The following is a 19,280-nucleotide window of genomic DNA, read 5'->3' as shown; positions in this document are numbered from 1 at the left end:
ATCAAGCGCGTTTCCGCTTGCGTTTTGTTTAACCCACTCGAGCGGCGCGACATTGATCCCGTTACCGCATGTGTTTGTGCGCATCGAGTTAACCGTCTCACATATCTCACTGCCAGGATTTATGCTCCAGCTTGCAGGCGGATTATAGTGCGCGCCAAACGTCTTATATGCGATGTATCCCTCCTTACACTGCTCAAAGTTGGCGGATAAGTAAGATATGGCGGATACAAGACCGTTTGCGCCCGTGAGGTCGGCACACGTGAGGTCGGCATCCGTGAGGTTGGCACCCGTGAGGTTGGCACCCGTGAGATTGGCACGCATGAGGTCGGCATCCGTGAGGTTGGCATACGTGAGGTCGGCATCCGTGAGGTTGGCACCCCTGAGATTGGCACGCATGAGGTCGGCACGCATGAGGTCGGCACACGTGAGGTTGGCATCCGTGAGGTTGGCATCCGTGAGGTTGGCATACGTGAGGTCGGCATCCGTGAGGTTGGCATACGTGAGGTTGGCACCCGTGAGGTTGGCACCCGTGAGGTCGGCACCCGTGAGGTCGGCACGCCTACCATCCCCATCGCCTGATAACCATAGCTTGTGATTTTTTAACAATTCCTGGATTTCTTCCTTTTTCACGCCTTCTCACTCCTTGTCCATTTCGTCCATTTGCCTGACATACCGCTTGACCCGCTGCTCCCGCTGATCGGGCTCGGTTATGTAGCACCCGCGCAGGGCCAGCGCCGTCAAAAACGCCACACCCAGGATTGCTATTATCGTTTGCATGGGGGTTCCTCCTTTCCGGTGTAGAGTATTTCTTCTGCGTCCACCTAGACAGTTGCGTCTGGCGCCATGTTTAATACCCTGTTTTGGGTCAGGTAAAGCCGTAATTGATCTTTTTCAATTCGCCACTCGTCGCCACATTTCGTGGCCGGGAATTCTCCATCGCGCGCCTTTTGCTTGATCCATTCAGGGCTTTTCCCTAGAATCCGGCACGCAAGCGGGATGTCCATAACCACCGGGACATCATCCCAACTGGTAACAAATCTTTGCATGTCATCACCTCCTTCATCCGCCTGCTTTGGGCGGGTTTCCTTTTTAGCTGGCTTGGCTGGCCTTATCATAAGGTTCAAGGCCAAAAAGGACATTTGGGGTGACATTAAGGGCATTGGCTAATCTGATAACATCATAAACGGTAATAGTTTTTCTGCCGTTCAACATGGCATTGAATTTACTTGTGCTATATCCGGCGGATTCGCCAACCGCGTATTGTTTTCTGCCTTGAGCCTTAATGATGTTTTTTGCGTTGATAGCAACGATAGAGAGAGTGGGCATCTAATCACCTCCAAACATCAAGAATCTTGACTACGATCACATGATACAACATGAATCTTGATATGTCAAGGGATAAAAATAAATTTTCTTGATGTTTTTCTGTTGACACATCAAGAAAATTAGGTTATCCTTTTATAGGGAGGTTTTAACATGGGAATTGGAAAACGAATAAAGGAAGCACGTGAAGCTAAGGGACTGACGCAGGCGGAATTAGCGAATATCGTCGGAGTAACTCCTTCAGCAATCACAAATTATGAAAATGAAACTAGTCACCCGAAAGAACCAATATTATACAAATTGTTTGGCGCTTTAAATTGTGATGCGAATTATTTGTTTCAGGATGTTGTAAATATAAAGGTTCGTGATATCCAAAAAGACGTCCTTAACCGCAATTATGACGCATTGAACACCGAGGGCCGCAAGAAGCTGGTGGATTATTCCGACGATCTGGTGAGCGGCGGCAGGTATATGCTGACAGCCGCACACGGCGGAGGCGTCAAAAAGGTACCCGCTCCAGATCCGAGCAAAGACAAGGAAATCGAGCGCCTTACCAGGGAGGCGATGCTGAACTCTCTGGAAGACGACGAGGAGTTTTAAATGCAAATATTTCCTGTATATTTGTGATAGTTTTACACGGCAATCAACTGCTGATTATGGTATTATTGAATTAAATAATGCCATAGGCAGGTGACCAATATGTACACAGTACAGGATTATGCAAGTCTCTTTATCGAGCGGGAAAAGATAACGTCTATCCCAGTGAATGTCAAGAAGATCGCGAGAGCGAAAGGCTACATAATCCAAACATACACCCACGGGAAAACGCTGATTGACGCGCTTGGTCTCAACGAGCACGCCAAACGCTATGACAGCTTTACGTGCTATCACAAAAATAAGTGCTACATTTTCCTGGCGGACGGCATCGACAAGCAGACCGAGCAGCGATTGATCGGCCACGAGCTGGGGCATATCGAGATGCACATGTCCATGGACCCGACGCGGGTATTGATCGGCTACAAGGATGACGACGATACGCAGGATCGCCTGGAAAAGGAGGCCGACGAATTCGGCGCGTTTATCCGAGCCCCGCTATGCCTTTTGGAGGCGATCGGCGTATCGTCCATTCTAGAAATCATGAAGGAGGCCAACCTCGACCGAGGGGATGCAAGTATTATCGCGCAAGCTCTTTTGTCCTATCGGTCCGAATTGACCGCCGCAGAGGCGAAGCTAGCGGAATACCGGCGTACGCGGCGGGCGCATTTGCGTCGGGAGCGTTCCAAAATGATGGCAAAAATCGCAGGTGTCACATCAATCACCCTGATTATTTGCTTTGGGGTATTTTGTCTTACCGCGTCTGTGTTTTCCGGGTTGGTGCTCCCTGATCTGATTGGAGACCCGGTATCTTCGGCAGCATCGTCACATGAGGCGTCGGCGCCTGACCCCGTCAGTAGCGTGGCCGAAAGCAGCGCCGCAAGCCAAAAGCCTGCCGATCAGCCGCCCACAGAGACGGAGGGGTCTCAGCCAAGCTCCCAAGCGCCTACACCGCCGCGCACCCAGCCAGCAGTGCAGCAGCCGCAAACCCATTACACACAGCCTGCCGCGCCGTCAAGTAGCACCCCGATATATACACCGCCAGCGTCATCTACGGTTCCGCCTGTATCGACACCGCCTACACCGTCGTCCATGCCGAATACCGCGCCGGTAAAACCCGAGGAGCCGCTGATTACCATAACGCCTTACACACGGTATTACTGGACGGGCGGTGGCACCAAATACCATTTGTTTGCAGATTGCTATCACATCCGGGACTCGGAATATCAAATTGAGAGCGGATTGCTGGCCGACGCTAAGGCCGCGAAAAAGTATGATCTTTGCGCCGATTGCAGCCGGCGAAATAAAAAGGGATAAAAATAAAGCTCCCACCGACGTTGTCGGCGGGAGCACACCATGTACGATTTTTTGAATGGTTTTATACAAGATAATCTTTCCAATTATTAGGAAAACCCATTAATTCCTTGTTTACATCTGAATATTTTTCTAGAAGTCCTTCAATTGTATCAACAAATTCTTCCCAATGTCGATCATGCACAATAAGATGACTTAAGCATAGCAAAATGCTATAAATACGATTATTTCTTATTTTTTCGTATGTATATTGTTTATATAGTTTTGGAGTTTTAGTGAGACGCGCGTTGTATAATCTCCCATAATGGGCGCATATATTCCTTACATACGCTATGCTCTCAATCCAACTTTCTAAATATTTGTATCCTACATTAAAGGAGTTGGCTATAATCTTTTTATCTTCTATTTTCATATTTTTATAGAACTTTGATAGTAAACCAAAGCTAAAAAGTTCAATCAATGCGTAAAAAGGTATTTTCCCTTCTTCATAATTTAATTTGAAATTTTTTACAAACGGAGATTTCGAGTTCCTATTAATTTCGACATTAATATCATGCATAAAAGCAGTATGATGCTCTATATTTATAAAATTTATTGGGTCCTCATACCCCAATACGCCGTACTTATGAGAAAAGTGATTCGCGACTCTGCATCTTAGATTAATTTCTATCATTTCGATTTGAGGAAACAATATTTGTCTAAAATTTGCATTAAACAAATATAAGTGTTTTAATTTTTCAAATGACACACCATTATAGTACATTCCGTTTTTTTCTTTAAGGTTTAGGCTATAAGCCTTGATGAAGCGGAAATAAGATACATCGTTAAGAAAATCCTTAGCATCTTCTTCGTCCACCATAGTTAAGCCTATAGATTTAAGGTTAAGAATCTGCTCTTCTACGGTTAAAGGTGGCTGGTGCTTTTTCTTATCCATATCAAACCCGCCTAAAAATTAAATGGCTCGACGTGGTACGCATCGTTGAGAGGCGTGTCGAGCTCTGTTACTGTTAGTATATTCCGTGTGCCTCTAAAAGTCAACAGCTATGTGTAAAGTTACAAATTGTTCTCTGCTTTATACATATAAACATTGATATACAATATTGATTTCTATAACATATCACCTAATTTGTTTTTTGGTGTTAATTTTATTACAGCTAGTAATATGCTAAAGCATAATATAATCGCGGCGAGCTATTTTGGGGGGGGAGAGCAGTGGCCAAGAAAAGAAATGTAACCCGTGAGGATGGAAGAATCGCCGTCCAAGTGTATCTAGGCAGGGGAGAGGACGGTAAACGAAAGTATAAGACCGTCTACGGCCGTACTCAAAAAGAGGCGGACGAAAAAGCCTTGCAGGTCAAGCTATCCATGCGTAAAGGAATCGACGTTACCGCCGAACGTGATACATTTGAGGATTGGGAAAAGCGGTGGCTGAAAGCAAAGGCTATGAATGTGTCGGCCGGGCAGCTTACCGCCTACACCAGCTGCGGGGCGCATTTGGTTCGAGCCATTGGACATATGCCTATCTCTAAGATTCGTACCGCCGATATCCAGGATGTGATCGACACCTTGGCCGACTACAATCCCACCACTAAAAAGCCAACCGCCAAAAAGACCCTGCGCCAGGTAAGGATGACGGCAGCCCAGGTATTCCAGTTGGCCATTGATAACCGTGTATTGGATTATAACCCTGCCAGCGCGGTTAAAATCCCCGAGAAGGCTCCACAGGAGAAGCGTAGGGCGCTCACGAAAGAAGAACAGGAATGGATCATCAACACGCCCCATCGTGCCCAGCGGGCGGCTATGATTATGATGTACGCCGGATTACGCAGGGGAGAGGTGATCCCACTGACATGGACGGACATTGATTTAGATAAACGGACGATCCAAGTCAACAAAACAGTGGAGATGATCCAAGGAAAAGCAGTCGTTAAAAATACTGCTAAGACGGACAGCAGCCTCCGCACAGTGGATATCCCCAAGGTTCTCGTCGACTATTTGCGCTACGAGAAGGAAAAAGCGCAGGAAGCGGATAAGGTAAAGATATTACGCCCCCTAGTATGCCCATCCGCCAAAGGAGACATAATGAACAGCCGAGCTTGGGCTAGTATGTGGCGGTCTTACATTTCGGACCTGAACCTAAAGTATGGAGACTTTTCGGATATGGAGAAGCGGCCGAAAAGCAAGTTTATCCCCGGCGGAGTTCCCATGCGGATTCCGAACATTACCGCCCATTGGCTGCGGCATACTTTTGCTACGATGCTTTATATGGCTGGCGTGGATGTTCTGACGGCCAAAGAACAGCTAGGCCATGCGGACGTAGAGACAACTTTGCAGATTTATACGCATTTGGATAGCACGTACAAGCGTAGGAGTATGGATAAGCTGGACGCCTACCTGTCTGAAGAGGGAAAGATACAGTCTATTAAGTAAGTGCAAGTCAAATGCAAGTCGGACGGTTGAAAAAACACAGTATTATCAAGGAAAATTGGCGTTTTATTTCTTCGTTCGGGACCAAGAGGCCATGGGTTCAAGTCCCGTCACTCCGACCAAAAGAAAAAACCGTCGACGTTTGTCGGCGGTTTTTTACTGTTTATTAAACAACTTCTGCAAAGTATTGGGAATGTTTTGAGTTATCGTTGATAATATTTTGATTTTGTGTACACTTAAACTATGCAAATACGGGGAATTGGAAAATGGAGATATCGTCAGAGGCAAAGCAACGACAGATCTTGAAACGGTTAAAAGTACGTACAGATACTCATAGAAAGAAGGAAACTGAGATGGAGTGAATAAAAAACGGGGAAAGTATACTCAGATTGATGTTGCACAAATTAACAACATATAGAATGTCAAATGTCTGGAGGAATAACGATGAAAAAATGGGCATCATTATTGCTATCTGTATTCCTTATATTTGCAACGACTGGAACGGCGGCTTTTGCAGCCAACGAAAAAGAAGCCAATGGCTTGAAAACGCTGGAATATCGAATAAATGAAGGCGAATGGCAGACGGTTCCTGGATTTATAGAGAATAGCAGAGAAAACTCTTTTTCCGTAGAGCTTCCGCGCAATACGGAAACGCGCAATGCAATAGTGGAAATCCGGGCGACGCCTATCGACTCGGAAAATAAAGAGGTCTTCTACGATGGTCGGAAAACAATAACGATAGCAGACGGTTTTGTTCAGGGTTCACAGAGCCCGGCAGTTTTTATCCGTGATAAGGACAAAGCTGACGAAACAGGGACTGGCATTATGACGGTCGTGTCATTTACAGTTGCACCCATTGATCCGGCCATCGTCGAGTTTGCGAATAAAAATCTGTCGATTGTCTTTGATGGTGAGCGCTCTGGTACACAAACGTACAACCGGGAAGTGGACATCAAGTTTATGCAGAACGAATTGGTGACGCTAACGGTAAATAACACCGGTGGTGGCAATGAGCCGCCAAAGGCAGGCGACTCGCGATGGAAATTCCTTGGGTTTGTCATTGACGGCGAAGTTATCATGCCGTGGGACGCAGACTGTATGAGCTGGACCTTTCAGACCGATCACCTGAATGTTGGTACGCACGATATCGTAATGCGCTTTGTCCTGGAAACGTACCAAGAGGTGATTCCGGACGGTCCGGTTAGCGCAGATACGCCTGCGGCATTTGCTTGGATGGAATATCTTGCTGAGGACGGCGGTTATACATTTACGTACAATATCTCCGAAACTTTTACCATTGAAAAGCTGACAGAGGAGCCAGCAGAACCTGATAATACCGATAATCCGCCCACCGGTGTCGATGACATTGTTGCAGTTGTGCTGCTTATTCTTCTTTCCGGTACTGGAATCTGCGTGCTGCTGATTCATAAAAGGAGCCGGGCGTAGTAGAAATAAGTCCGGCTAATGGGAAAATATTTAGGCAGGCAGTTTAGAGGTAGCTTTAGGTCATCTGCGCATTTGCAGTTTGAAGCGTCCGGGCGACCATATCCATGGCGGCAAGGACTAACGTAAAAGACAAAACACGGGAGCCCGGATTTGTTGGCTCCCGTGTTTCTTGTATATTTAAGGAATAGATCAGTATCTCTCTGAACATACGCGGCATCGCAACCATGGCGCTGCTTTTAGGGTGTGAACCTGTTTTGCCAGTGCCTTTTTTCAATCGAGGGCAAAGCGGCTTCCTGCTGTTCTTCATATGCATTCTGAGTGAAAGGTATCGTCCAACACGTTTTGAGGGGGAACGAATGGGTTGAATTTGAGACGATCATCAAAACCGTGACCACCGGACCAGAAAAGAGTAAGAATTTTAGACATAGCTTACCTGCGAAAGCACATATACTTGAACGATTAAAACGGTGAAAGGGAGGAGACGTATGGCCGCGCAGGGATCGCTACTGGCCCGCATTTTCACTTCAGACGCGAATATTCCCATTGAGAACGCTACGGTTACGGTTACACAGAAGCAGCCGGACGGACTGATTGAACTGCTTGCCGTCCGGCTTACCGACGAGAGCGGGATAACCAAATCGCTTCTTGTCCCCACACCTGAGAAAGCCGTCAGTCAGGCGCCTTCTGAGGAGCAGCCGTTCTCACAGGTGGACGTGACTGCGGAACATCCGCTCTATGAACGGATTGTGGTAGAGGACGTACAAGTATTCCCCGATACCGTGTCCATGCAGAATCTGCAATTGATTCCGCTAGCCGAAGCGCCGGAGGCCTTCGATCAGACCGAGGTCTTTCTCATACCGCCGCAGAACCTGTAAGGAGGTGCCCCTTTGCCGATCGTTACGCCGTATGTGCCTCAATCCATCGTCGTGCATTTAGGCACGCCGGCCAGCAGCGCCGCCAACGTGACCGTGTCTTTTGCCGATTATATCAAAAACGTCGCTTCCAGTGAGATTTATCCCACATGGAACGAAAGCGCCATGCGGGCGAATATTCTAGCGCAGGTTTCCTATGCGCTAAACCGCGTCTATACGGAATTCTACCGCAGCCGGGGGTATGCTTTCGATATCACAAATTCTACCGCGTATGACCAGGCGTTTGTCAATGGGAGAAATATTTTTGATGTCATCAGCCAGCTGGTGGATGAACTGTTTAACGACTACATCCGCCGCCAGGGCTTTGTGGAACCCTTGTTCGCCTCTTTCTGCAACGGTACCACGGTTACTTGCGAAGGCATGAGCCAATGGGGTTCCCAGAGCTTGGCGCAGCAAAGCTACAATTCCGTGCAGATTCTAAGGAACTATTACGGAGACAACATCGAGCTTGTCGTCGACGCACCCATTCAAAACATTACGTCTTCTTATCCAGGCGTGCCTTTGCGGGAAGGAAATGCAGGTCCTAACGTCGTCGTTATTCAAAGCTCTCTCAACCGCATCTCACAGAATTATCCTGCGATCCCAAAGGTGTACCCTGCGGACGGCATATTCGGCCCGGGGACTACGGCGGCGGTACGAAAATTTCAGGAAGTTTTCAGTCTGACGGTTGACGGGATTGTGGGCAAGGCCACATGGTATCGGATTGTGCAGTTGTATGTGGGCGTCCGGCGGCTGGCGGAGCTCAACTCGGAAGGTCAGACGTTCACGGGCATCTCCTGGGCCTATCCGGACGCGATCATCGAGGGGGACAGTGGCCAGAAGGTATCCCATTTGCAGTATATGCTGGCAGTCCTCGCGGAATTTAATCCTCAGATTCCGCCCATTGAGGTTACCGGAAAATTCGATGCTGTTACGAGAAATGCGGTGGTTTCTTTTGAGCGGTGGGCCGGGCTGCCGCAAACCGGAGAGGTTGGGGCGGTCGCCTGGGATGCCATTTACGACGCGTATGCAGGCGTTGCCGAAACGGTTCTCAGCAGGGGTGAGATCTTCCCTTATCAGAACAACGTGGTTCCCGCCGATTCCATACGAGAGCTGCAAGTGCAGCTTGCCGACGTGGCAGAGGAAACACCCGGCATGGTCTGCCCGGCGATTACCGGGCGGTATGACGCCGCTACCAGGCGCGCGCTTTTGCAGTTTCAAAGGCATTGCAGGCTCCCGGCCAATGGAAGGATCGACGCCGCTACCAAGAACGCGTTGGTTGACGACGTGGAAACCCTGCGGTATTCCCGCACATCCCGGTTTGCGCAATTCCCGGGCCGAAATCTTAGCTACGGGATGACGGATCACACAGAGGAGGTGGGATGATGGCAATTGTCAACGAGCCGGTCGGCCAACCGGTCCGAAGTCTGCAGATTATGCTCAGGGCCATCGCCCAGTACGACGGAGACGTTCTTGCTGTGATCCCCGATGGGATTTATTCCGAGGATACGGTGGCGTCGGTATCTTCGTTCCAAAAGCGGCATGGACTGTCTGTTACGGGAGAAACCGATCTTCAGACCTGGTATGCAGTAGCCGCAGAATACCGGCGTATTCTGGTGGAAATTGGCCCGGCACAGCCGGTGAATATTATCCTGCAAAGAAGCCAGGTGATCCGTGCGGGAGAAACAAACGAACACCTGTATATGATGCATGGAATGCTGCGCGCCATTGGCAGTCATTATCCGTCTATGCCCCGGGTTTCATGCAACAATGTCCACGACGAGAAGTCGGTGGCAGCCATCCGATGGCTGCAGATCCGTGCCGATATGGAGCCCACCGGCGAAATTACCAGATTGACCTGGAAGCATCTCTCTCTTCTATACCGCACCACCGTCGGGGACGGCACTGTTTCAGATGCGTATGTGCCCAGTTCACAAGATCGAGGCAGCGAAAGCTGAGTGGGAATACAGCGGGACAGCCGCACTACCCTTTGCCAGGATGATCGGGCAAATCCGTTTGGGCTGGTAAGAGAAAAGCTTAAGATAACCATAGCATAAAAGACAAGGTCATGTCGTTGGATCGAATTGGATGCGTTTCCAGCGGCGGTCCCCGCCCAGCCATACTTCTTAAAGCCGGAAAAATAGCTTGCCGCATATTCCGTCCGACCAGAGAATGGCTATCCTGTTCGTTTCCCTCTGCATTTTTGAGTCGGTGTGGATGACACGGCCGGTTTTGCCGCCGGCCCGTCAGATGTTCCCCGCTCTCTTTGACCTGTCACACGGACGCAATGGCGGAGGTAAGAGAACAATCATCCGACTGAGAATTGAAATACGGCTGCGGTTTTCAATCGGATGATCCACCGTTATAAAACCGGTCGTTCCAATACAAAAACGGCACCGCAGGCGTATGCTGTTCTAGTCCCATTTTGCAACAATCCTCTTAACGGGACAGCATAGATCCAAATCCATGATTTTTTATCGTCGGCTCTTTTATTTTGAGAACATATGTTCTATAATGAGAGTGGAAAACCAAAATGGAGGTTTTTTATGGCATGGATTTAGATCGAAAGAAAGCTTTGTCCTACAGCGTGACAGAGGAACTTTTGTATGTGCTTGCGAGAAATTCAGAAGAGTATGCACGGCAGGTGCTTACTTATGCGGTCTGTCTGGAACACAGCGCTTACACTGGCAAAAAGAATGAATAAGACCAAAAAAGGGCCGGGGATTATTCCCCGGCCCTTTTTGCCTGCGTTTGCAGCTCGTTTAGAAACTTCTGCAACACCGCTTTTTCCTTTTCATCCAACTTCCAATAAGTCCGTAAAAACGCTTTGATAAAAAAATCGTTGGATGTCTGAATTTCCGTTAGAATCCGGATGAAATCTGCGTCTTCCGAAAGCTTTGGAAACATTTCTCCCTGCCCGGTGCGCAGCCATAGTTCCGAAACATGGAATTCCCGGCAGATATCCGCCACCGTCCGGTCGCTAGGATTGCGTTTGCCCGACACCAGCTGAGAGACATAGGACTGATCAATGTTGAGCCGCTGTGCGAATCGGACCTTTTTGATTTCGAGCGCGTCGAGAAGTATGCCAATTCTTTCCCCAATGGTATTTTCCATGGCCTCACCCTCCATCTATGAATACTACGGTATCATATAAAAATGACTGTGTCAAGATTTTTGAAAAAAAGGGTTGACAAACATGGCTCAGCACTATATAATAATGACATAGACATTTATTGCGTGCTAAAAACGGGGCTGAGTGAAGCGCGGTGTTGAGCCGGATGCAGACCGAATTTCTGGCGAATCCATTTTTATCTTGCCCATAAACGTGCTGGCGGCGTTAAACTGCACGGAATTGCCGACGGGCTGAAAACGGGGAGGCCGATATGGCGCAGTTGGATCAGAAACGGCCGGTTCTTTCGGGAGAGATGGACAGCATCCCGGAGGACGACATCACACAAAAAGACGGCGCGCTTGTGCAGCTGTCGCAAAAGCAGCTTGACGGGCTGATCGAGCGCGCCTATGCGCGAGGTGCGCGCAAAGGCAAACGTGAGGCGGCAGGTTCTGCTCAGGACCATCTGGAGAAAAAAGCCCGAGACGCCCTTCGCATTGCGGCGGACCGGCTTTTACACGCGACGGTTCGGGAGACTGCCGTCCCCCTTGGCTTATCGGCCAAGGGCGCGCAGACGGCCTTAAGGCTGATGGATTTTTCCGAGTGTGTCAAGGACGGAGAGGTGGATGAAGCGGCTGTCAAAGGACTCGTAATTCGGTTCTTGCAGGATTATCCGGAGTTTTCCATAAAGCCGCGGGCCGCTGGGCGAAAAGCATTCGGCAGGAGGCGGCGGGCCTGTTATGCGGGCAGCTCCGCCTGCAAGAAGCAAAATACGGTACATACATTGCGAAAAGGACGCAGGCCGTTCCCCGTCCGTCAAATCAGGCAGGCTGCCTCTCTTAACGGGGACGGCATGGTAGTCAGAAAGAGGCAGCGCAAGGAGCGTCACCCATGAGCTACATCAATGTCAGCGATTACAAGGAATACATGCGAAGCCGGCTGCCGGAGGATTTCGAGGTGCTGGCCGTGTGGGCCAGCGAACAAATTGACGCGGCGACCAATTGGCAGCTGCGCGGCAGCCTGGCAGACCTGGACGAGTTTAAAAGCGGACAGGTGAAAAAAGCCGCCTGCATCCAGGTGAAATGGCTGGAGGAACTGGGCGGAATGAGCGCGCTGGTAACGCCTGCGTTTTCCAGCGTAACGTTAGGCAAGTTTACAATTTCCATGCCTGCGGCCGCAGAGGAGGAACCGGGCGGTCTTTGCCCGCTGGCAAAGAAGTGCCTGTCCCCCACCGGGCTGCTGCAAACGGGGGAGGGAGCAAAGTGATTCCGATTCCATCCGCTCTCCTGATTCATCAAGCAAAGCTTTTGCCTCCTGCAGGGGAGGATGTTTGGCAAGCAAAGAAGTACGGAAAGCCGGTTTCCCTCTGCGCTGTCCGAGTGGAGCCGGTCAGGCAATGGACGATGGAAAACCAAAACCGGCGGGTATCGCATACCGCTACCCTTTTTTACGATTGCCGCAACAGCAGGCCTGAGAATGTGGAGTTTCAAGCGGGCGCAAAGATCGTATTCGAGGGCAGGGAGTATACCATCGAAACGGTGGAACCCCTCTACGACGGCCGCCGCCTGCACCACATTGAGGTGGGCCTGTCATAATGGAAACGGCTACCGTTCTCACATGGAAGCGGACTTTTTCCCGGAAGGTTTTAAAGGATGGCAGCCTTCGCTGCAAAAGGGACCAATGCGGCCGGACAAAAAACGGCCGGTTCAAACAAGCCCTACAAAAAGAGAACCCGTCCGGGAGAAGGCTGCCGCAGAGGCGGGAGCAAAATTCCGAAGAAAAAAGCGCGCCAGCCGTTGCAAATATCGGGTGGAGAGCGCTGATCCACACGTTTACAAGAACGGAGGGAATGCATCATGCAGCCACAAACCGAGTTTTTGGAACAGGTATGCCGTACGGTAGACAGCTTTGGGCTTCCCTATGCCTGTACGGTTGGCCCCCTGCCGGAGCAAGGGGGAATCAGCGTTGAGCTGACGCAAGGGTACACCCAGACCTATCTCAACCGGCAGGAATGCCATCGGCTTACCCTCTTGTTCCTGTGCAAGCATCAAGACCAGAAAACCGCAATGGATATGGCGGCGACTATACGCAACCGCCTTTCCCGCCAGGAACGCTATCCCGGGGGAAAGACGTTTGCCTGGGTCGGCCTGGAGGCCGGAGAACCGCAATGGGACGGGGATCAGGGCGGCCATATCTATGCGCTGACAACCGAAGCGTTACTTTATTTTTAGGAGGTAATATTTTGGAACTGAATTATAACATCAAAGCAGAGCTCGATACGTCCAAAAACGCAGAACAGCCCGTTTGGTCCGATCTTGGCAAAACCATGACCAACCTGACCATGTCCCTCAATGAAGTGATGACCCAGTATTCCCGTCTGGCGGACAACGGCTGGGGCAGCACGGAAGTGACCGGCGGCCAGTTCACCGTCACCTTTACCGGCCACAAGGTGGAAGGCGATCCGGTTTCCGACTACATCTTCAGCAACGATGTGGAATACAAGTTCGGCGACGCCCGCAAGACCAAGATGCGCCTGGTGTGGGGTACGAAGGCGATTGTCTGGGATGTGACTCTGGCCAACATTACCGAGGGCGGCGGCGACGCCCAGCAGCCCAATGCCATTACCCTGACGGTTCACGGCAACGGCGCACCCACCTTTGAGACCATTTCGTAATCACACGGAGGCGGGACACATCCCGCCTCCCTCATTTTAAGGGAGATTTGTCATGGCTTATTTGATTAAACGTACGTCGCATTTTACCGATGAATTGAAGTTCACCACCGATTCCGGAGAGGTTGTGGCCTGTATTCCTGTGGACCTGGACATCGACCGGATCGCCCAGGATCTGTACAAGCGGTATTTCGACCTGATTCATGTCCAGCAGGAAACGGCGAAGCTGCAGGTGCACGAGCAAACCCCTGAGGCGCTGGCCGCCCAGATGGAAAAGCTCAATGGTACGGTGGCGGCATTGTACCATCTGCTCTTCGGCGAAGAGAACACGTCCCGCATGCTTGCATTTTTTGATGGGAACTATACGGAGCTGCTTGCCCAGACCTATCCCTACCTGGTGGATGTGGTCATCCCCGCCATCCGGGAGCGGGCGGACGCCAGGAAAAAGGAGCTCCTTGCGAAGCAGCGGAAAATCAAGTGGCGTCGGTAACGGTTCACGGGAAACGATTCCGGTTAAATCTCGCGTACGACGCCGTTCTTTCCTGCATCCAGGCGGGCCGGGACCCGGTGCTGGGCGATTTGGACAAGCTGGAGCTTTGTTTGGCGATCTTAGTCAAAAACAAGCGGGCGCTGCGCAGGCTGAACCCTCAGGACAAAAGTGAGCTATACGAGGAAATCAGCTCGAAGCATCTCAATGTGATCTCCCGCAAAGCGCCCGGAAAGCAGGCCCAGCCGGTATCCGACTTTGTGGAGGATTTCGACTTGATCTACAGCAGCTTCCGGTTTGCTTACGGCATGGATCTCAGTCGGGAACGGGGAAAACTCCCATGGAAGGAATTCTGCTGGCTTTTTGAAGGCCTGCCTCCCGGATGCAAGATGCGGGAGGTTATGGAAATCCGGGCCCGCAAGATTCCCGCGCCCACCAAATACAACCAGGAAGAAATCCGGCAGCTTACCGAACTCAAACAGTATTGGACGCTGCCTGCGTTTAGCACGGGCAATTACCAGGAACAGTTGGAAGGCCTCTTTGAGGCGCTGTCCAGATTGGCGGTGAAAGCATGACGGAAATTCGCTGTCCTTACTGCGGGTGGCTGCTGCTCAAGGCGATTTGCGTCAACGGCGAGATCAAATGCAAGCGATGCAAGCATACCGTTCGAATTATCTATCCAAAAGACAGAGTGAGCCGCACCGAAGAGGAGCGAGCCATACCTGCAAGATAAGGCAGGTGAAGGCATTTGGCAGACAACGAAATCAATTATCACGTCAATATAGATGAAAAACAAGCAATCCTTCAAATGAAGTCCATTACCAATAGAATAGAGAATATAGTATCTGTCACAAATGTCAATGTGACAAACAGCGTGACCGCCGCCCAAGAGAAAATCGAAAAGAAAGCCAAAACTACTAGCGAAAAAATCGCTGAAACGGCAAAGGATGCAAAGAAAAAGCTGACGGACGAAGTCCAAAAAGCGGCCGACCTTACGGGCAACATCCTCTTTGATGTTGGGAAAAAATCGGTTGATGCCGCCATGAATATGGACAAGGCAATGAACCAATTCCGCGCATCTACGGGCAAAAGCGCGGAGGAAATGGACCGGTACCAGGGAATCCTAGAGGATATTTATGCCAACAACTATGGCAAGGACTTTGAGGAAATTGCCAATGGCATGGCCCAAGTTTCCAAGAGTATGGGGGACATGCCGGACGATCAGCTGCAATCCATTACCGAATCGGCGTTTGCGCTGCGGGACACCTTCCAGTACGACGTAAACGATTCCATTAAGGCGGCCGCCGCCATGGTCGACCAGTTCGGCATTGACGGCGACCAAGCCATGAGCCTGATTGCGGCCGGCGCGCAAAACGGATTGGATACCTCCGGCAATTTGATGGACAACATCACTCAATATGCCGGAGAATTTGCGCAGGCGGGCTACAGCGCGGACGACATGTTCAAAATCATGCAGGCCGGCACAGAGCGCTTTGGCGACGAATGGACGGATATGGGGCCGGATGTGGTAGCACAGCTGGCGGACATTCAGGACGGCGCCTATGATACCGCCGACGCCATGGGCACCATCAAGGACATAAAATACGATGATTTGGGCTCCATGCTTGAGGAACTCAAACGCAGCATTGATCTTTTGCTGCTTCCGCTGGGAGAGGCATTGATGCCGCTGCTGGAAACCTTAATGGAAGCGCTCAAGCCGTTGGCGGAAACCATCGGGGATTCTTTAACACCTATCTTTGAAAAGCTCGGCGAGGTCATGACGGTCCTGGCGGAGCCCCTGGGAGCTCTGATCGCCTTTGCAGGCGAGCTGATCGGGCCGCTACTCGAACTAATCGGCAGCTGCCTCGATCCGATCCTCAGTTTGTTTACGCAGCTTTTGGAGCCGCTGATGACCTTAATGGACGGCATTTTGGAGCCTCTGAAGGAGTTGTTCTCCAGCCTGATCGAACCCCTGATGGGCCTGGTCACCATTGCATTGCAGCCGTTGTTTGATATCTTCACGGCGCTTATGGAACCGCTGATGATCCTAGTAAACGCGATTCTGGCGCCGCTGCAAGAATTATTTGCAGCGCTGACACCGGTTCTGGAGACGCTTTTTGCCGCGATTTCCCCCATTCTTACGATTTTTTCCGAATTGATCGGTATGGTAGTCAACTCTCTCTCGCCGGTCATTAACGGCCTTGCAAACATCTTGGGTGGCGTCTTAGGTACGGCCTTTGACGGACTGCGCGGTATTATCGACAGTGTGATGCAGGTGTTTCAGGGGATCATCGACTTTGTAACCGGTGTCTTTACAGGAAACTGGGAACAGGCGTGGAACGGCATCGTCGACATCTTTAAGGGGATTTTTAATCTTATCCCCACCATTATCGAGGGGATTTTAAACGGTGGCATCGGGATTATCAACGGCCTCATCGACGGCATCAACTTCATTACCGGCGCGATCGGGATCCCTCCTATTCCGCACATTCCCAACATCCAGATTCCCCGCCTGAAAATCGGTTTGGACTATGTACCAAACGATTTCTTCCCGGCGTTTCTCGATGAGGGCGAGCGGGTACTCACCAAGGAGGAAAACGTACGGTTTAACGCCTTGGGCGGCCTGCCGGGCCTGGAAGCGGCTCTGTCGGGCTACGGGATAACCGGCGCGAGCCCCGCCTTCGCCATTTCCTTGGTGGGCGACGTGACCATGGACGGACGCCGGGTAGGCAGCGTGGTGCTGCAGAATATCGACAGCGTGGTGAGAAGCAATGGCGGTTGAGTGCTATATCAATAAAATACGCTACCCGCTGGTGGACACGGTGGAACTGTGCGACCATGCGGCGGCGACCTCGGAAAGCAGCATCCGTGTGGATATCCGAGGGCTACCCGAGCCTCAGGCGCTGGACGTGGTCTACCTGTTCCGGGACGGAAGACTTTTGTTCGGCGGGCTGTGCGGGATTCCCAGCTCCCCCGCCTGGACAAGCGTGCACACGCCCCAGCATTATGATCTGACCGTGTCCGGCATGAATAACCTGCTGACCCACCGCTATGTCAACAAGGCATGGAGGGACAGCAATCTTTACCACATCGTCATGGAAGTCTACGAAAGCATCCTGGCCCAGGATAACATTGCGCTGGGAGAAGTGTCCGGCGCGCTGGCAAACTTACCCCGGCAGGTCTACATCGCGCCGGATATGACGGCCTACGACGTATTAAATGAGCTGGCGGGATTGGTGGGAGCCGTGTGGGACATCAAGGCAAACCCGGATTGGACGGTATCCGATTACCTGTCCGGTTCGCAGGCAAAGCCCTTCCGGTTTTCCTTCTGCTTAAAGGACGATTTTCCGGTGGTAACGGCCGACAAGCGCAACATCTGCAGCCTGCAAAAAAATGTGGAAAGCTATGCGCTGCGTACGGTGCAGGTGGTAAACGGCGCCACCGGCGTGACGGATCCGCAGCAGGAAACCGCGGTCTATCATGCTGACGACGGCGTGGTTACGACGGCCTGGCCAGTCTACGATATACCGGTGATCTATTACGGTACGCCGGAAGTGCAAGGCACAGTAGGCGTATCTGGTATTGATGATGACGACGATACCAAACAATTCTTGTTTTCCTACAATTCCACTGAGATCAAGGTCAACGACAATGCGGTTGACCCAGTGCCGGACGGCGCCCTGGTAAGAATTTCGTACCGCGGATTGTTCCAGCTGAGGGTGAGGGTACGCAACAATCCAATGATTGAGGACATTGCTTCCCGCTCCGGGGTATCCGGTATGCTCGAGGAAGTCGAAGTCGATGAGCGGATCACCGACGCCGCATCGCTGATGGAATATGCGACCACGGCGCTGTACAACAATTCCCAGCCGGAAACCACGTTGGAGATCACCACCCGGAGTATGGAGGGAACCGAGCCTTTTACCATCTGGCGCTGCCAATTCCCAGAGTGCCGTATAAACGACGATTATGTGGTGGTGGAACGCGCGGTTACCATTACGGGTGGCAGCCTGGAGGTTCAGCTCAAATGCAAGGACCGGGGCTTTTTGACCGCCTACGGGAAAACCTTTTATAAACAGTATAAGGACGCGGCGGCCGGCATCCGGGAGGATGAGGTGGTCATTGCGTCCGACACCATCAGCACGGCGGTGACAGCCGCCGCAAAATTTGCGGCCAAGGCTCCGCTTGTCTGCTATGCAGACGACGGACAGCCATGGCTGTGGGGAGGGGATCACTACGCCCAATATTGATGTACTGGCGACGGGACGCATCGGCGACGAGGACTTTAACGGCGTCATCACGGATACCGCCATGAACGCGGTCACCGGTTTGTTTATGGGGTTACCGCCCGTAGACTGCAAACCGGCCTACATCGCCGTAGGAGACGGAACGGCTGCGGCTGCGACCACAGACACCGCGCTGGAACATGAGACAGCGCGGTATCCGGTTACGCAGCTGACCCAGGCAAACGGCATCACCACGGCGCTGCTCAATCTTCCGATTACGTCGCAGGACCTGGAAATTGCGGAGGTAGGCGTGCTTACGAAGGACAGCGTCCTGCTCTGCCGCGCAAATGTAGAAATTGTAAAAAACCAAAACAACGTAATCAATATCATGTGGGTACTATCCATGGAAAGGGGGACGGGAAATGCTTAAGCCATGGGTTGCCACGACGAAAAAAGTGGTCGCACACGACAAGCGGTCCAACACCGATTATGAGTTTGAGAGCCGGTTTCCGGACGGAATCGACGGCACGCCGTTTTCGGCGGCGGAAATGAACAAGATCATCAATGCGATCAACGCGCTGCCCAATGACAACCTGCTCCTAGACAGTCACTTCCGGCTATGGGACGAGGGCACATCCTTTTCCGGGGCATATACCTCCGGCGGGTACACGGCTACCCTTTGGTGGGTCAAAAATCTGTCAGACGGCGATATTAGGGTATCCCGGGTAGAGGATGGGGGCATGGCCATCCAAGCGGCCGGAACCGTGCAGGT

General features: G+C 51.3%; 26 protein-coding genes. 20 read left to right on the top strand and 6 right to left on the bottom strand.

Annotation, left to right across the window (positions count from 1 at the left end; translation table 11 throughout):
• From WMO26_RS12460 to WMO26_RS12445, 4 genes are all read right to left on the bottom strand, one after another.
• Positions 1-630, bottom strand: a 630-nt coding sequence (locus WMO26_RS12460) for a pentapeptide repeat-containing protein (RefSeq protein ID WP_349220854.1), incomplete at its 3' end; no start/stop codon positions are given.
• A 6-nt stretch (positions 631-636) separates the two neighbouring features.
• Positions 637-777 carry a hypothetical protein gene (locus WMO26_RS12455; RefSeq protein WP_349220853.1) on the bottom strand — a complete coding sequence of 47 codons (141 nt, stop codon included), beginning with the start codon at positions 775-777 and terminating at the stop codon, positions 637-639.
• A gap of 44 nt (positions 778-821) precedes the next feature.
• Positions 822-1,046: a helix-turn-helix domain-containing protein gene (locus WMO26_RS12450; RefSeq protein ID WP_349220852.1), complete on the bottom strand. Its 225-nt coding sequence runs from the start codon at positions 1,044-1,046 to the stop codon at positions 822-824.
• Between the two features lie 43 nt (positions 1,047-1,089).
• Positions 1,090-1,326, bottom strand: a complete 237-nt coding sequence (locus WMO26_RS12445) for a helix-turn-helix domain-containing protein (RefSeq protein ID WP_349220850.1) — start codon at positions 1,324-1,326, stop codon at positions 1,090-1,092.
• A 150-nt stretch (positions 1,327-1,476) separates the two neighbouring features.
• Between WMO26_RS12445 and WMO26_RS12440 the strand changes: the two genes are divergently transcribed.
• Together WMO26_RS12440 and WMO26_RS12435 are read left to right on the top strand one after the other, a co-directional pair.
• Complete coding sequence (locus WMO26_RS12440) at positions 1,477-1,923, top strand: helix-turn-helix domain-containing protein (protein WP_349220848.1); 447 nt, start codon at positions 1,477-1,479, stop codon at positions 1,921-1,923.
• A 99-nt stretch (positions 1,924-2,022) separates the two neighbouring features.
• Entirely contained in the window at positions 2,023-3,234 is a 1,212-nt protein-coding gene (locus tag WMO26_RS12435; protein ID WP_349220847.1) for a M78 family metallopeptidase domain-containing protein, read from the top strand.
• Between the two features lie 61 nt (positions 3,235-3,295).
• Here the strand turns inward: WMO26_RS12435 and WMO26_RS12430 are convergent, their stop codons facing one another.
• Positions 3,296-4,165 carry an Abi family protein gene (locus tag WMO26_RS12430; protein ID WP_349220845.1) on the bottom strand — a complete coding sequence of 290 codons (870 nt, stop codon included), beginning with the start codon at positions 4,163-4,165 and terminating at the stop codon, positions 3,296-3,298.
• A gap of 278 nt (positions 4,166-4,443) precedes the next feature.
• Here WMO26_RS12430 and WMO26_RS12425 point away from each other — a divergent pair, with 278 nt between their 5' ends.
• The 6 genes from WMO26_RS12425 to WMO26_RS12400 all read left to right on the top strand — a co-directional run bounded on the left by WMO26_RS12425 (position 4,444) and on the right by WMO26_RS12400 (position 10,719).
• Positions 4,444-5,661 (top strand): tyrosine-type recombinase/integrase, encoded by a 1,218-nt coding sequence (locus WMO26_RS12425; RefSeq protein WP_349220844.1) that lies wholly within the window; start codon positions 4,444-4,446, stop codon positions 5,659-5,661.
• A 441-nt stretch (positions 5,662-6,102) separates the two neighbouring features.
• Positions 6,103-7,104 carry a hypothetical protein gene (locus tag WMO26_RS12420; protein WP_349220842.1) on the top strand — a complete coding sequence of 334 codons (1,002 nt, stop codon included), beginning with the start codon at positions 6,103-6,105 and terminating at the stop codon, positions 7,102-7,104.
• 485 nt (positions 7,105-7,589) lie between these two features.
• Complete coding sequence (locus WMO26_RS12415; protein ID WP_349220840.1) at positions 7,590-7,979, top strand: spore cortex-lytic protein; 390 nt, start codon at positions 7,590-7,592, stop codon at positions 7,977-7,979.
• Between the two features lie 12 nt (positions 7,980-7,991).
• Positions 7,992-9,401 carry a peptidoglycan-binding domain-containing protein gene (locus WMO26_RS12410; protein ID WP_349220839.1) on the top strand — a complete coding sequence of 470 codons (1,410 nt, stop codon included), beginning with the start codon at positions 7,992-7,994 and terminating at the stop codon, positions 9,399-9,401.
• Positions 9,401-9,973, top strand: a complete 573-nt coding sequence (locus tag WMO26_RS12405) for a peptidoglycan-binding domain-containing protein (RefSeq protein WP_349220837.1) — start codon at positions 9,401-9,403, stop codon at positions 9,971-9,973. The genes WMO26_RS12410 and WMO26_RS12405 overlap by 1 nt, the downstream gene beginning before the upstream one ends.
• A 593-nt stretch (positions 9,974-10,566) precedes the next feature.
• Positions 10,567-10,719, top strand: coding sequence for a hypothetical protein (locus WMO26_RS12400; protein ID WP_349220835.1), 153 nt, complete (start codon positions 10,567-10,569; stop codon positions 10,717-10,719).
• A gap of 20 nt (positions 10,720-10,739) precedes the next feature.
• Here WMO26_RS12400 and WMO26_RS12395 read toward each other — a convergent pair whose 3' ends face one another.
• A complete protein-coding gene (locus tag WMO26_RS12395; RefSeq protein ID WP_349220833.1) occupies positions 10,740-11,129 on the bottom strand; it encodes a helix-turn-helix domain-containing protein in 390 nt (129 codons plus the stop codon).
• A gap of 269 nt (positions 11,130-11,398) precedes the next feature.
• Between WMO26_RS12395 and WMO26_RS12390 the strand changes: the two genes are divergently transcribed.
• The 12 genes from WMO26_RS12390 to WMO26_RS12335 all read left to right on the top strand — a co-directional run.
• The gene (locus tag WMO26_RS12390; protein WP_349220832.1) at positions 11,399-12,019 is read left to right on the top strand and encodes a hypothetical protein; all 621 of its coding nucleotides are present in this window, start codon (positions 11,399-11,401) and stop codon (positions 12,017-12,019) included.
• Positions 12,016-12,390, top strand: a complete 375-nt coding sequence (locus WMO26_RS12385) for a head-tail connector protein (RefSeq protein ID WP_349220831.1) — start codon at positions 12,016-12,018, stop codon at positions 12,388-12,390. The genes WMO26_RS12390 and WMO26_RS12385 overlap by 4 nt, the downstream gene beginning before the upstream one ends.
• On the top strand, positions 12,387-12,719 hold the full coding sequence (locus WMO26_RS12380; protein ID WP_349220829.1) for a putative minor capsid protein: 333 nt from the start codon (positions 12,387-12,389) through the stop codon (positions 12,717-12,719). The genes WMO26_RS12385 and WMO26_RS12380 overlap by 4 nt, the downstream gene beginning before the upstream one ends.
• Before the next feature lie 261 nt (positions 12,720-12,980).
• Positions 12,981-13,355, top strand: coding sequence for a hypothetical protein (locus WMO26_RS12375; RefSeq protein WP_349220828.1), 375 nt, complete (start codon positions 12,981-12,983; stop codon positions 13,353-13,355).
• Between the two features lie 11 nt (positions 13,356-13,366).
• Positions 13,367-13,798, top strand: a complete 432-nt coding sequence (locus tag WMO26_RS12370) for a phage tail tube protein (protein ID WP_349220826.1) — start codon at positions 13,367-13,369, stop codon at positions 13,796-13,798.
• Between the two features lie 52 nt (positions 13,799-13,850).
• Positions 13,851-14,285, top strand: coding sequence for a hypothetical protein (locus tag WMO26_RS12365; RefSeq protein ID WP_349220825.1), 435 nt, complete (start codon positions 13,851-13,853; stop codon positions 14,283-14,285).
• Entirely contained in the window at positions 14,273-14,857 is a 585-nt protein-coding gene (locus WMO26_RS12360; RefSeq protein WP_349220823.1) for a Gp15 family bacteriophage protein, read from the top strand. The genes WMO26_RS12365 and WMO26_RS12360 overlap by 13 nt, the downstream gene beginning before the upstream one ends.
• Positions 14,854-15,015, top strand: a complete 162-nt coding sequence (locus tag WMO26_RS12355; RefSeq protein ID WP_349220822.1) for a Com family DNA-binding transcriptional regulator — start codon at positions 14,854-14,856, stop codon at positions 15,013-15,015. Before WMO26_RS12360 ends, WMO26_RS12355 begins: the two co-directional genes overlap by 4 nt.
• A gap of 15 nt (positions 15,016-15,030) precedes the next feature.
• The gene (locus WMO26_RS12350; protein WP_349220820.1) at positions 15,031-17,064 is read left to right on the top strand and encodes a phage tail tape measure protein; all 2,034 of its coding nucleotides are present in this window, start codon (positions 15,031-15,033) and stop codon (positions 17,062-17,064) included.
• Positions 17,054-18,532, top strand: coding sequence for a hypothetical protein (locus WMO26_RS12345; protein ID WP_349220819.1), 1,479 nt, complete (start codon positions 17,054-17,056; stop codon positions 18,530-18,532). The genes WMO26_RS12350 and WMO26_RS12345 overlap by 11 nt, the downstream gene beginning before the upstream one ends.
• Entirely contained in the window at positions 18,477-18,938 is a 462-nt protein-coding gene (locus tag WMO26_RS12340; protein ID WP_349220817.1) for a hypothetical protein, read from the top strand. Before WMO26_RS12345 ends, WMO26_RS12340 begins: the two co-directional genes overlap by 56 nt.
• On the top strand, positions 18,931-19,280 hold a 350-nt coding region (locus WMO26_RS12335), incomplete at its 3' end, for a hypothetical protein (RefSeq protein ID WP_349220815.1). The genes WMO26_RS12340 and WMO26_RS12335, both read left to right, overlap by 8 nt.

Origin of the sequence: Solibaculum intestinale (assembly GCF_040096205.1) — a bacterium.
Lineage (GTDB): Bacteria > Bacillota > Clostridia > Oscillospirales > Acutalibacteraceae > Solibaculum_A > Solibaculum_A intestinale.
Note: the sequence above shows the minus strand (reverse complement) of the source record. Positions and strands in the feature narration are given on the sequence as shown.

Coding starts and splice junctions, on each gene's coding strand:
- WMO26_RS12455 (WP_349220853.1), bottom strand. CDS start 777: ATGCAAACGATAATAGCAATCCTGGGTGTGGCGTTTTTGACGGCGCTG.
- WMO26_RS12450 (WP_349220852.1), bottom strand. CDS start 1,046: ATGCAAAGATTTGTTACCAGTTGGGATGATGTCCCGGTGGTTATGGAC.
- WMO26_RS12445 (WP_349220850.1), bottom strand. CDS start 1,326: ATGCCCACTCTCTCTATCGTTGCTATCAACGCAAAAAACATCATTAAG.
- WMO26_RS12440 (WP_349220848.1), top strand. CDS start 1,477: ATGGGAATTGGAAAACGAATAAAGGAAGCACGTGAAGCTAAGGGACTG.
- WMO26_RS12435 (WP_349220847.1), top strand. CDS start 2,023: ATGTACACAGTACAGGATTATGCAAGTCTCTTTATCGAGCGGGAAAAG.
- WMO26_RS12430 (WP_349220845.1), bottom strand. CDS start 4,165: ATGGATAAGAAAAAGCACCAGCCACCTTTAACCGTAGAAGAGCAGATT.
- WMO26_RS12420 (WP_349220842.1), top strand. CDS start 6,103: ATGAAAAAATGGGCATCATTATTGCTATCTGTATTCCTTATATTTGCA.
- WMO26_RS12415 (WP_349220840.1), top strand. CDS start 7,590: ATGGCCGCGCAGGGATCGCTACTGGCCCGCATTTTCACTTCAGACGCG.
- WMO26_RS12405 (WP_349220837.1), top strand. CDS start 9,401: ATGGCAATTGTCAACGAGCCGGTCGGCCAACCGGTCCGAAGTCTGCAG.
- WMO26_RS12400 (WP_349220835.1), top strand. CDS start 10,567: ATGGATTTAGATCGAAAGAAAGCTTTGTCCTACAGCGTGACAGAGGAA.
- WMO26_RS12395 (WP_349220833.1), bottom strand. CDS start 11,129: ATGGAAAATACCATTGGGGAAAGAATTGGCATACTTCTCGACGCGCTC.
- WMO26_RS12390 (WP_349220832.1), top strand. CDS start 11,399: ATGGCGCAGTTGGATCAGAAACGGCCGGTTCTTTCGGGAGAGATGGAC.
- WMO26_RS12385 (WP_349220831.1), top strand. CDS start 12,016: ATGAGCTACATCAATGTCAGCGATTACAAGGAATACATGCGAAGCCGG.
- WMO26_RS12375 (WP_349220828.1), top strand. CDS start 12,981: ATGCAGCCACAAACCGAGTTTTTGGAACAGGTATGCCGTACGGTAGAC.
- WMO26_RS12365 (WP_349220825.1), top strand. CDS start 13,851: ATGGCTTATTTGATTAAACGTACGTCGCATTTTACCGATGAATTGAAG.
- WMO26_RS12355 (WP_349220822.1), top strand. CDS start 14,854: ATGACGGAAATTCGCTGTCCTTACTGCGGGTGGCTGCTGCTCAAGGCG.
- WMO26_RS12345 (WP_349220819.1), top strand. CDS start 17,054: ATGGCGGTTGAGTGCTATATCAATAAAATACGCTACCCGCTGGTGGAC.
- WMO26_RS12340 (WP_349220817.1), top strand. CDS start 18,477: ATGCAGACGACGGACAGCCATGGCTGTGGGGAGGGGATCACTACGCCC.